Below are 11,280 nucleotides of genomic sequence, written 5' to 3'. Positions count from 1 at the left end.
CGCCAATGCTCCGCAGTGGCTCCCTCCTCCGCCTTGCAATCCACGGCACCAGACGACCCGGGCTACCCGACCCTGATCCGCCAGACACCCCCTAGGCCGTCCCTTTCGGATCTCAGACCGGGACCTGCCCGAAGGCCGCGACAGCCCGGACCTTCCCGGGCCGGCCGCGCATGCCCGGGACCCGGGACAGCACACCCACCCCACCAAGGAGTTACGGATGCCCGATCCCGGGCTCTCCCCTCTGCAGTCGAGCCTGCCTGGCGCCGCGGCCCGCTTCGGAGCGCACGTCCTCGCCACCGCCGCGGCCCACGGGCAGGCCCCGGCCCAGGAGGCCGGCGGCGAAGCCGTCGCCGCCACCCGGCCCGCCCTGCCCACCCGCCCCGTCCTGCCCTTCGGCACCGCCCCCACCGCGACCCTGCCCGTGGAGAGGCGGGGCGCCGCCGCCGCGAGGGAGGCGAGCCCCGCCCTGGAGCGGATCCTGCGCGGCCCGAGCGGCCTGGGCACCACGGACCTGCACTGGGCCCGTACCGACGGGCTCCCGGCACCGGAGGCGCCCCGGCCGCCGGCGGACGCCCTGCACATCCCGGGCCTTTACTACCACCCGGTACCGGAGCCGGACCCGGTGCGGGTGGAGGAGCTCAGCCAAAGGATCAAGGCCTGGGCCCTGGACGAGGTCGAACTGTACCCCGAGGACTGGGAAGGACAGTTCGACGGCTTCTCCACCGGGCGCTACATGGTCGCCTGCCACCCGGACGCGCCGACGGTCGAGCACCTGATGGTCGCCGCACGGCTGATGGTCGCCGAGAACGCGGTCGACGACATGTACTGCGAGGACCACGGGGGCTCGCCCGTCGGTCTCGGCGGACGGCTGTTGCTGGCGCACAGCGCCCTCGACCCCCTCCACACGACGGAGGAGTACCAGCCGCAGTGGGCCGCATCGCTCCACGCGGACGCTCCGCGGCGCGCCTACCGGTCCGCCATGGAGTACTTCGTCCAGCAGTCCACCCCCTCGCAGGCCGACCGGTTCCGGCACGACATGGCCCGGCTGCACATGGGCTACCTCGCCGAGGCCGCCTGGGCCCAGACCGACCACATGCCCGATGTGTGGGAGTACCTGGTGATGCGGCAGTTCAACAACTTCCGGCCCTGCCCGACCATCACGGACACCGTCGGCGGTTACGAACTGCCCGTCGACGTGCACGCCCAGCCGGCCATGCAGCGGGTCATCGCCCTCGCCGGGAACGTCAGCACCATCGTCAACGACCTGTACTCGTACACCAAGGAACTCGCCAGTCCCGGACGGCACTTGAACCTGCCCGTGGTGATCGCCGAACGAGAGGGCGTCTCCGACCAGGAGGGCTATCTCAAGGCGGTCGAGGTCCACAACGAGCTCATGCGCGACTTCGAAGCCGCGTCCGCCGTCATGGCCGCCGCCTGCCCCGCACCCATGGTGCTGCGCTTCCTGCGGGGAGTGGCCGTGTGGGTCGACGGCAACCACTACTGGCACCAGACCAACACCTATCGCTACAGCCTGCCCGATTTCTGGTAGAGATTGGACCTATCGATGACCAGCATTGACCTCACCACCACCGCCCCCTCCGTTCTCATCCCCTCCCCGGCGACGCCGTACCAGGGGGACATCGCCCGGTACTGGAACGCCGAGGCCCGGCCCGTGAACCTGCGCCTCGGCGATGTGGACGGCCTTTACCACCACCACTACGGCATCGGCGACATCGACCACGCCGCGCTCGGTGACACCGAGGACAGCGCGTACGAGAAGAAGCTGATCGCCGAACTCCACCGCCTGGAGTCGGCGCAGGCCGATGTCCTCCTGGACCACCTCGGCCCCGTCGCGCAGGGCGACACCCTCGTGGACGCCGGCTGCGGCCGCGGCGGCTCGATGGTCATGGCCCACCAGCGCTTCGGATGCAAGGTCGAGGGCATCACCCTGTCGGCCAAGCAGGCCGACTTCGGCAACCAGCGCGCCCGCGAGCTCGGCATCGAGGACCACGTCCAATCCCACGTCGGCAACATGCTCAGCACGCCCTTCGAAACCGGGCGGGCCGCGGCCTCGTGGAACAACGAGTCGAGCATGTACGTCGATCTGGAAGACCTCTTCGCGGAGCACTCCCGCATCCTCCGGGTCGGCGGCCGCTACGTGACCATCACCGGCTGCTGGAACCCGCGTTACGGCCAGCCCTCGAAGTGGGTCTCCCAGATCAACGCGCACTTCGAGTGCAACATCCACTCGCGCCGTGAGTACCTGCGCGCGATGGCCGACAACCGCCTCGTGCCGCAGGCCGTCATCGACCTGACCCCCGCCACCCTGCCCTACTGGGAGCTGCGGGCCACGTCCTCGCTGGTCACCGGCATCGAAGAGGCGTTCATCGAGTCCTACAAGGACGGCTCCTTCCAGTACGTCCTCATCGCGGCCGACCGCGTCTGACCGCAGACCGCGAGCGCCGGGACCGTCAGCCGACGGACCCGGCCCTCGCGGCGTCTAGAAGGCGCCGAAGCCGGCGGCCCGGCCGTCCTCCTCGATGGACTCCACGCCCGGCATCGCGTGCAGGGCCGCGACCTGGCCCGGGGTCAGGCGGGCGGCGAAGCCGTGCAGGGTGTTGTCGTAGACGTGCACCGGGGTGACGCCGACCAGCTGCGCCACCGCGGCCGGGTCGAGGTCCTGCCGTACGGTCACGATGTACGGGGTGGTGTCGGCCGCGGCGGTGGCCGCGCGGGGCACGGGTTCGCGTACGGCGGCGGTGGCCGCGGCCACGGGCAGGGCGGTGACGGCGGCCAGTACGGCGACGGCCACGGGCAGGGCTCGGCTCAGACGGTTGCGCATGGGGCGAGGCCATCACGCCCGGCGGAGCCGGTCAAAGACCTGCGGGGGTGTGGCGGGGTCACGGGGAGCGCACGGGCCGTGCGCCCTCTGATCCGGGGGTGGCCCGTACGGGTGATCTTGAGGGTGTGGCAACCGGCCGTGCGGGCCGGGGCGGGGCCCTGACGGCGCAGGGGGATAACCCTTTCCGCAGCTCGGTGGAGGGGGGGTGTCGGAGCGGGCCCCGGCCGATGGGCCGGGCGGGGGCGGCGGTTCAAGCGGCTCCGGGGTGGCACCGATGGAGATGAGGGCCGCACCCGCAGGGGCGCCATCCGCCGCGGGGGCGGCTCACCCATGCCGACCTGCCCACCCCCTCAGGGAGCTCTTTTCATGCGCCTGCTCGCACGTCTGGCCACCGCCGCCCTCCTCACCGTGACCCCGGTGGCGGCCGGTTCGGCCTCCGCCGCAGCCCCGGAGCCGACTCCGGCGCCGCTGTACACCTCCGCGAACGCGGTCCCCGGCAAGTACATCGTGACCCTGGAGAAGGGGGTGGACGCGGCGAAGGCCGCGCAGAAGCTGGGCTTGTCCCCGTCGTTCGTCTACGGCTCGGCCCTGAACGGCTTCGCGGCCCCGATGACCCCGCTCCAGCTGACCATCGTCCGCAACAGCCTCGGGGTGAAGTCGGTGGAGGAGGACGCGAAGGTGCAGTCCGCGCCGGTGCCCTCCTCCCCGGGAATGCGGGCGCCGGCTTCGGCGTGGGGTCTGGACCGGATCGACCAGAAGGAGCTGCCGCTCGACAACGACTTCACCACCGAGGGCAACGGCGCCGGGGTGACGGCGTACATCCTCGACACCGGCATCGACTACAAGCACGAAGAGTTCGGCGGTCCCGACAACACGCGTGCCACCTTCGGCTTCGACGCCATCAACGACGGCCGCAACGGCCAGGACTGCCAGGGCCACGGCACGCACGTCGCGGGCACGGTGGGCGGCAAGACGTACGGGGTGGCCCGCAAGGTCAACCTCGTCAGCGTCCGCGTGCTCGGCTGTGACGGCAGGGGCGCGTTCTCCGGGATCATCGCCGGCCTGGACTGGGTGGCGAAGAACGCCAAGCAGCCGGCCGTCCTGAACGGCTCCCTGGGCGGGGACAGGTCGGATGCGTTGAACAACGCGGCGACCGCGCTGTCCGACGCCGGGGTGCTGCCGGTCATCGCGGCGGGCAACTCCTCCAAGGACGCCTGCACCGTCTCCCCGGCCTCCGCCGCGCGGGTGCTGACCGTAGCGGCGACCAATAAGTGGGACGAGGAGACCGACTTCTCCAACTTCGGAACCTGCGTGTCCCTCTACGCGCCGGGCCAGGACATCCTCTCCGCCAAGCTCGGCGGCGGCTCCGTCTCCCTGAACGGCACCTCCATGGCCGCCCCGCACGTGGCCGGAGTCGCCGCCCTCTACAAGCAGGCGCACCCCACGGCAACCCCGGGGGAAATCAACGAGTTCCTGATCGACGAGTCCACCAAGGACGTCCTGACCAGCGTCAGCAAGGGCACCCCGAACCGACTCCTGTTCACCGGCGGCCTCTGACCGTCGGAGCGCCGCGACGAAAGTACGCCCGGGCCCGCGCGTGGAACACCGCGCGAGCCTTCGGGCTGCCGGGAGACCCGGGTCAACTCCGGCCGTCCCCCAGGGCGGTACGCAGCAGGGCGCGGTGGTCGTTGGCCAGGAGCGCGAGCTGGGTGCGGTTGTCGAGACCGAACTTGTGCAGGGCGCGCGAGACGTACGTCTTCACCGTGCCCTCGGCCACGCCGACGAGCTCGGCGATCTCCCGGTTGCCCAGCCCGTCGGCCAGGGCCAGTACGGTCCGCACCTCCTGCGCCGACAGGTCTGCGATCCCGGCGGTGAACACCGCGTCCCCGGTGTGCCCGCCGCCGGCGAACCGGTCCATCACCGAGGCCAGCAGGTCGGGGGAGAGGACCGCGCGGTGCTGCGCGGCTTCCCGTACCGCCCGGACCATGTCCGCGCCCGAAGCCGTCTTCAACAGGTATCCGTCCGCGCCCGCCCGCCAGACGCGGGCCACGGCCTCCTCGTCCGTGCGCGTGGTCAGCACGACGATCCCGAGCGCGGGGTGCAGCGCGCGCAGCCGCCGCGCGGTCTGCGCACCGTCCAGGTCTCCCGGCATGACGAAGTCCAGCAGCACCACGTCGGGCTCCAGCCTCCCGGCGGCCTCCACGGCTTCGGCGCCCGAGGCCGCCTCGCCGACGACCTCGATGTCCCCGGCTGCGCCCAGGACCAGGCGGAGACCCGCCCGGATGATGTCCTCGTCGTCCGTGAGCAGTACCCGGATCATTCCGCCACGTCCCTTCCGGTCCTCGGCGCCGAGGCCCGCACGGCGAACGCGCCGTCGGCGAGCGGGCCCACCTCCACCGTGCCGCCGAGGTGCGCCACGCGCTCGCGCATCGCGGCGAGTCCCAGGCCGGTCCCCGCCGCCGGTAGCAGGGCCGCGGTGCCGGGTGGCGGGGCGTTCACGATCCTGACGGCCCATCCCGCCGCCGTCACCTCCAGGTCCACCTCCACCGGCGCCCCCGGCGCGTGCCGCAGCGCGTTGGTCAGCGCCTCGGTGACCACGTGCCGTACGACGGCCCGGTCGCGGCCCGGCAGGGACCGGAAGGCCGCACCGAATCCGTCCGGGACGGCCAGCGGGGTCCCGGTGGCCCGTACGCTCGCGAACATCCCCGTCATCGCCTCCCACCCCTCCCCGACCGTCATCTCGTCCACCCCGGGCCCGGCCCCGGGCAGCGCCGCGGGCGCGCCCTCCTCCCGCAGCCGCAGCAGGGTGGTCATCGTGCGCAGGTGCCCGGCGGCCGCCGCGCACTGCCGGTGCACGGCCTCCAGCGCCTCCGCGGTCGGCGCCCCCGGGGACACCCCTGCCCCGGGGGACACCCCCGCCCGCAAGGACTCCACCAGCAGGTTCACCACCGCGAGGTCGTGCCCCAGCAGGTCGTGGAACTCCCGTACCAGCCGGGTCCGCTCCGCGTTGACCGCCGCGACGGCGGCCCGCTCCGCGTCCTCCCGGGCCCGCCGGTGCGCGGCGTCCCGCTCCCGCAGCGCCGCACCGGTCATGACCGTCATCACGGCCGCGAGCACCGTGATCGCCACGGTCGAGGGCGAGCCGTCGTCGAGGGCCGGCGGGCCGGATCCCGTCGCGCTGAGCCCCACCAGCTCGGCGGCCGCCACCCCCGCGAACACCCCCGCGCGCCGCGCCGGCAGACCGCCGAGATCGAAACCCGCTGCGTGACCATGCTCGCCGACCTCTGGCACAACCCCGACCCGGCCCGCACCATCGGCTGCTCCACCACCGGATCCAGCGAGGCCTGCATGCTCGGCGGCCTCGCCCTCAAGTGGCGCTGGCGGGCGGCGCGCGAGGCCGCCGGCCTGCCCGCGGAACGCCCGAACCTGGTCTGCGGCCCCGTCCAGATCTGCTGGAAGAAGTTCGCCCGCTACTTCGACGTCGAACTGCGCGAGGTACCCCTGCTGCCCGGCGCCACCGGCCTGCGCCCGGAGCAACTCCGCGCCCATGTGGACGAGAACACCATCGGGGTCGTCGCCATCCTCGGCGTCACCTTCACCTGCGACTACGAGCCGGTCCAGGCGCTCGCCGCCGAACTCGACGCCATCGAGGCCGACACCGGCTGGAACATCCCCGTGCACGTGGACGCGGCCAGCGGCGGCTTCGTCGCCCCCTTCGCCCAGCCCGAACTGGCCTGGGACTTCCGCACCGAGCGCGTCGTGTCCATCAACAGCTCCGGGCACAAGTACGGCCTGGCACCCCTCGGGGTCGGCTGGATCGTCTGGCGCAGCCCCGAGCACCTGCCGGCCGAGCTCGTCTTCCGCGTCGACTACCTCGGCGGCGACATGCCCACCTTCGCCCTCAACTTCTCCCGCCCCGGCGGCGAGATCATCGCCCAGTACTACCTGTTCCTGCGCCTGGGCCGCGAGGGCTACCGCCGCATCCAGCAGAGCTGCCTGGACACCGCCGCCTACCTGGCCGACGAGATCGCCGCACTCGGCCCGTTCACCCTGCTGTACGACGGCCGAGGCGCGCTGCCGGGAACCACGTTTTCGTCGGCCTGTTCTGCATCGGCGCCTACTGGACCGCGACCCTCGTCGCCATGAGCGGCACCGGCTTCCTCATCAAGATCGCCAAGCGCGGCTTCGTCCTCGGCACCGCCCTGCCCGGACTCGCCCTCCTCGGCCTGTTCGCCTACTGGGTGGTCTCCGGCCACCCCATCGGCTGGGAGCACACCACCGCGGTCGCCGTCACCACCGGCGCCGCCGGACACGTACACGCCCGGCTGCTGCCCGCGCTCACCGGCCTGTCCACCCTGGCCTTCCTCGCCGGCATCCTGCTGCTGTTCGCCGGGCCCGAGTCGCAGGCCGTGCACGTATCGGACATGAAGGACCCCAAGAAGGGCTTCCCCCGCGCCATGTGGTTCGCCGCGGCCCTCACCTTCGGCATCTTCACCGCGGGCTCCCTGGCCGTCGCCGGCATCGTCCCGTACGACCGGATCAGCCTCACCACCGGCGTGTTCGACGCCTATCAGCGGGTCCTCGGCGGCGCCCTCCACGCGGGCTGGCTCGTCCCCCTCATCGCCGTCATGGTCTGCTACGGAGCCCTCAGCGGCGCCCTCGCCTGGATCGGCGGCCCCAGCAAGGCCCTGCTGGCCACCGTGAAGGACGGCCACCTGCCGCCCGTGCTCGCCCGGACCAACCACAAGGGAGCCCAGCGCAACATCCTGCTGGCCCAGGGCGCCGTCGTCACCCTGATCTCCTCGATCTACCTCCTCACCCCGAACGTCTCGGCCGCCTTCTTCCTCATCTCCTCCATGACCGTCTCCCTGTACATCGTCATGTACCTGCTGTTCTACGCCGCCGCGATCCGGCTGCGCCACACCCGCCCCGAGCTGCCGCGCAGTTTCAAGGTCCCCGGTGGCAGGCCCGGCATGTGGCTGGTGGCCGGCACCGGCTTCACGGCGGCCGCCTTCGCCCTGGTCCTCTCCTTCGTCCCGCCCGCCCAACTCCCCATCGGCAACCCCGCCATGTACGTCGGCCTGGTCGCCGGCGGCCTGGCCCTCTTCACCGCGGCCCCGCTCCTCATCAGCAGGCACCACCGGGCACGCACCTGATCCGCCGCAACGGCGCGGTCACTGGACCGTGAGGCGGGCGCCGAGCCATTCCAGGGACGGCGGGATCTCCCGCTTCCAGGTGTTGAAGTTGTGCCCGCCGCGGTCGAGGGTGATGGACGAGACGCGCGCGGGGTCCTTCACCTTCTCGATGAACTTCCGTGTCGGGCCGAGGTTGCTCTCGCCCTGCAGGGAGGTGGTCACCAGGAAGGAGGTCTTGCCCTGGGGCAGGTTGTCGAGGCTCCAGAGCAGGTCGGATCGTTTCTCCTCGTCCTTGTTGCCGTGGAAGAGATCGCCCGAGTCCCCGTCGATCTCCGGCTTGTAGTCCGCCGACAGGCCCACACCGGCCGCGTAGTGCTCGGGATGCTGCAAGGCGACCTTGAGCGCGCAGTAGCCGCCCGTGGAATCGCCCACGATGCCCCAGGCGGCCGCCGAGGAGGGGACCCGGTAGGCGCCGGATATCGCCTCCGGGAGATCGGAGGCGAAGAAGGTCTCGCTGGCCGGGCCGCCCGGGACGTCGATGCACTGGGTGTTGCGCGGACCGACGGTGGGCCGCATCAGGATCAGGATCATCGGCTGCATCTTCTTCTGCTTGGCCAGTGACCAGGCCGTCTTGGGGTACGGCAGGGGCTTGAGCAGGTTCTCCGCGGCCCCCGGGAAGCCGGTGAGGACGACGGCGGCGGGGAAGGTGCGCTGCTCGTTGCCCTTCTGGAAGTACTCCGGCGGCAGGTAGACGTAGGCGGGAGTGGCCACCTTGGACTGCTTGCCCTGCACCATGACCTTCTGGATCTCGCCGCCGATCTGCGGTGTCACACCGCCGGGGACGTCCGGCTGCCGGCGGCCGATGACCTTCACCAGTGATTCCCCGCCCGAGCCCCGGTCGATGAGTTCGTGCGGGCTCGCCGTGCCGAGCAGGTCGTCCCAGGTGCCGTAGACCAGCATGCTCCGGTTCACCCCGAGCCCGATCGAGGAGAACACCAGCGCCTGCACGGCGAGAACCAGCGCGACCCGGCCCAGCACCGGTCTCCACCCGCGCCGCGCCAGCCGCGGCCACAGCCACACGGCGGCCGCGAAGAGCAGGGCCGTGCAGACCAGGGTGAACACAAGGAGCGTGGCACTCGTCAGACTCATGGATCGGGAAGGCTCTCTGTCGTCTCTCGGCCCGGCCGTCGGGCCCGGAGGCACCGCGCCGGGTGCGTATCCGGGTAGAGAGATCTTGAGCAGGATCCGTTCCACCACGGGCGGCCGCGTTTGCCCAGGTCCGGTCATTACCGGGTTCCGACCGGCGGGGGTCTAGAGTGCGTGGACCGCCCAGGAACGGAGCCGCTTGCCGCTGAAACCCGCCGTCCGCGAGGACCGGCAGTACCGGCCCCTCGGTGTCGTCGCCGTGGGCGCCGCGGTGCTCTTCGCCGTGGTCGCCCTGTGGGTGGTCCGCGCGCCGGGACGGCTGCTGCCCGGTGACGCGGGGCTCCACCACTGGTCCGTCGGGCACCGGCCGGACGTCGCCGCGGCCCTGGCGCGCGCGATCACCGACACCGCCACCGGAGTCGTCCCCTACGCCCTGGTCGTCCTGGCGGGCCTGTTCGCGGGCCGCACCCGCCTCCGGCGCGTCACCGCGGCCGTCGGCCTCGCCCTCTGCCTCGCCGTGGGCCAGGCCCTGCGATTCGGGGCCATGAAGCTGATCGCCCGGCCGCGCCCGGATGCCGTCTACTGGGCGGCCGACGCCTCGCGCTGGTCCTTCCCCTCCGGCCACGCGACCACCGCCGCGATGACGGCCGGGCTGCTGATCGCCGCGCTGTACCTGCGCGGCTCCCCGGTGCCCCGGTCCTCGGTGGTGCTGATCGCCGCCTGGGCCGCGACCGTGGGCCTGACCCGGATCTACCTCGGGGTGCACTGGTTCACCGACGTGGTCGGCGGCTGGCTCTTCGCCACCGCCTGGCTGGCCCTGGCCGCCTGCGCGTTCCTGCGCCTCACGGGGCGCCGCCCGGCCGCGCGCTGACGCGGCCCGCGGGGTGCCGCGTACGTCACCGGGAGGTTACGAATGGCGCCCGCGCCCCGATGGCCCGACAACTCGTCATGTGCGCGGGGCGATTAGCGGCCCTGATGTCGATTGTGGTGCGCGTCACGCGGTAAGAGAGTGGCCGCCTTCCCATCAGGTGCGGGCGCGAGCGTGAGAGGACTTCGATGTCCAACAGATCCAGCGGCTCCATCAGTTCCGTCGACAGCGGCGACTCCATCGGCTCCGGTGGCTCCGGCGGCCCAGCGGTGAAGTGCACCGGCTCAAGGCGAACTCGGTAGGTCTCGTCGGGGTGGTGTTCATGGCCGTCGCCACCGCCGCGCCGATCACCGCGATGACCGGCAACCTGCCCATCGCGGTCGGCTTCGGCAACGGGGTGGGCGCCCCGGCCGGTTACCTCTTCGCGACCGTCGTACTAACCGTCTTCGCCATCGGCTACCGGGACTAGTCGCAGTGCATCGGGCTTTGGCCCGGTGGTGAAGCGATTCTCAGGACTGCTCTGACCCGCGCGTCACGGCGGACGATTCTGCTGCTCGATGTACTGATGGACCATCGACAACGGGGCCCCGCCGGCTGACCCGGCAAAGTACGAGCCGGACCAGAGTCGTTGTGCCCGCCAGTAGTGGCGGACGAGGTCGGGGAACTCCTGGCGGAGTCGGCGGGAGCTGACGCCCTTCAAGCTGTTGACCAGCTTGGAGCCCTGGCGCGGCAGCGCCGGCCCCTGGCCGGGCGTCTCGGCCGGTGACTGCTTCACCGACTCCGAGGTCCAGCAGACCTGGGACACCACCAAGGTCCAGCCGGGCAACGGGGGCATCCTGCTCCAGTACGGGGGCGGCAGCCTGGCCGGGGCGCTCACCCCCGCGACCCCCTTCGCCACCGAGGCCGACCCGTACGTACGCTCGCTCGCGGCCCGGATGCTGACGGGCATCGACGCCTTCTTCCCGGGCACCAAGGCGGCCTGGAACGGGCGCGCGCAGCTGTCGGCCTGGCACCGCAACCCGTACTCCTACGGCGCGTACTCGTACTGGCCCGTGGGGTACCTCCACCGGTACGCCAAGTACGAGGGCACGGCGCAGGGGAACGTCCACATCGGCGGCGAGCACTGCAGCTACGACTTCCAGGGATTCATGGAGGGCGGGGCCACCGAGGGGGAGCGGGCTGCGCGGGAGGTGATCGCCGCGCTCGTGTAGCAGCCGGGCCCGGCGCCTGCCCGCCGAAATATCTTGACGTCAAGATTTATCTGGGGCAGGCTTCCGCAAAGTATCTCG

General features: G+C 71.9%; 11 protein-coding genes and 2 pseudogenes. 8 read left to right on the top strand and 5 right to left on the bottom strand.

The genetic code is table 11. The features are described from left to right. Positions 1-217: 217 nt before the first annotated feature. On the top strand, positions 218-1,549 hold the full coding sequence (locus AB0M99_RS14655) for a family 2 encapsulin nanocompartment cargo protein terpene cyclase (RefSeq protein WP_365920145.1): 1,332 nt from the start codon (positions 218-220) through the stop codon (positions 1,547-1,549). Between the two features lie 15 nt (positions 1,550-1,564). Then, entirely contained in the window at positions 1,565-2,446 is an 882-nt protein-coding gene (locus AB0M99_RS14650; RefSeq protein WP_365920143.1) for a geranyl diphosphate 2-C-methyltransferase, read from the top strand. A gap of 54 nt (positions 2,447-2,500) precedes the next feature. On the opposite strand, the gene AB0M99_RS14645 is transcribed toward AB0M99_RS14650, so the two are convergent. After that, positions 2,501-2,842: a protease inhibitor I9 family protein gene (locus tag AB0M99_RS14645; protein ID WP_365920141.1), complete on the bottom strand. Its 342-nt coding sequence runs from the start codon at positions 2,840-2,842 to the stop codon at positions 2,501-2,503. Positions 2,843-3,208: 366 nt separating this feature from the next. Here AB0M99_RS14645 and AB0M99_RS14640 point away from each other — a divergent pair, with 366 nt between their 5' ends. Then, positions 3,209-4,399 carry a S8 family peptidase gene (locus AB0M99_RS14640; RefSeq protein WP_365920139.1) on the top strand — a complete coding sequence of 397 codons (1,191 nt, stop codon included), beginning with the start codon at positions 3,209-3,211 and terminating at the stop codon, positions 4,397-4,399. Positions 4,400-4,481: 82 nt separating this feature from the next. On the opposite strand, the gene AB0M99_RS14635 is transcribed toward AB0M99_RS14640, so the two are convergent. Continuing rightward, a complete protein-coding gene (locus AB0M99_RS14635; protein ID WP_365920137.1) occupies positions 4,482-5,162 on the bottom strand; it encodes a response regulator transcription factor in 681 nt (226 codons plus the stop codon). Then, the gene (locus tag AB0M99_RS14630; protein ID WP_365920135.1) at positions 5,159-6,049 is read right to left on the bottom strand and encodes an ATP-binding protein; all 891 of its coding nucleotides are present in this window, start codon (positions 6,047-6,049) and stop codon (positions 5,159-5,161) included. The genes AB0M99_RS14635 and AB0M99_RS14630 overlap by 4 nt, the downstream gene beginning before the upstream one ends. 30 nt (positions 6,050-6,079) lie before the next feature. Between AB0M99_RS14630 and AB0M99_RS14625 the strand changes: the two are divergent. Both AB0M99_RS14625 and AB0M99_RS14620 read left to right on the top strand, forming a co-directional pair. Continuing rightward, positions 6,080-6,934, top strand: a pseudogene (locus AB0M99_RS14625) (glutamate decarboxylase); the annotation flags it as partial. After that, entirely contained in the window at positions 6,835-7,998 is a 1,164-nt protein-coding gene (locus AB0M99_RS14620; RefSeq protein WP_365920167.1) for an APC family permease, read from the top strand. The pseudogene AB0M99_RS14625 and the gene AB0M99_RS14620, both read left to right, overlap by 100 nt. Before the next feature lie 18 nt (positions 7,999-8,016). Here the strand turns inward: AB0M99_RS14620 and AB0M99_RS14615 are convergent, their stop codons facing one another. Then, positions 8,017-9,126, bottom strand: coding sequence for an alpha/beta hydrolase-fold protein (locus tag AB0M99_RS14615; protein WP_365920133.1), 1,110 nt, complete (start codon positions 9,124-9,126; stop codon positions 8,017-8,019). Between the two features lie 196 nt (positions 9,127-9,322). On the opposite strand from AB0M99_RS14615, the gene AB0M99_RS14610 reads away from it, so the two are divergent. Together AB0M99_RS14610 and AB0M99_RS14605 are read left to right on the top strand one after the other, a co-directional pair. Continuing rightward, the gene (locus AB0M99_RS14610) at positions 9,323-9,994 is read left to right on the top strand and encodes a phosphatase PAP2 family protein (RefSeq protein WP_365920131.1); all 672 of its coding nucleotides are present in this window, start codon (positions 9,323-9,325) and stop codon (positions 9,992-9,994) included. A 319-nt stretch (positions 9,995-10,313) separates the two neighbouring features. After that, positions 10,314-10,460, top strand: coding sequence for a hypothetical protein (locus tag AB0M99_RS14605; protein ID WP_365920171.1), 147 nt, complete (start codon positions 10,314-10,316; stop codon positions 10,458-10,460). A 63-nt stretch (positions 10,461-10,523) separates the two neighbouring features. On the opposite strand, the pseudogene tnpA reads toward AB0M99_RS14605, so the two are convergent. Further along, positions 10,524-10,715 (bottom strand): annotated as a pseudogene (gene tnpA, locus AB0M99_RS14600) (IS200/IS605 family transposase); the annotation flags it as partial. Here tnpA and AB0M99_RS14595 point away from each other — a divergent pair. After that, the gene (locus AB0M99_RS14595) at positions 10,696-11,202 is read left to right on the top strand and encodes an FAD-dependent oxidoreductase (RefSeq protein WP_365920129.1); all 507 of its coding nucleotides are present in this window, start codon (positions 10,696-10,698) and stop codon (positions 11,200-11,202) included. The pseudogene tnpA and the gene AB0M99_RS14595 overlap by 20 nt on opposite strands. The last annotated feature ends 78 nt before the right edge of the window (positions 11,203-11,280 follow it).

The sequence above is a fragment of the Streptomyces sp. NPDC051183 genome, assembly GCF_040682455.1.
Lineage (GTDB): Bacteria > Actinomycetota > Actinomycetes > Streptomycetales > Streptomycetaceae > Streptomyces.
Note: the sequence above shows the minus strand (reverse complement) of the source record. Positions and strands in the feature narration are given on the sequence as shown.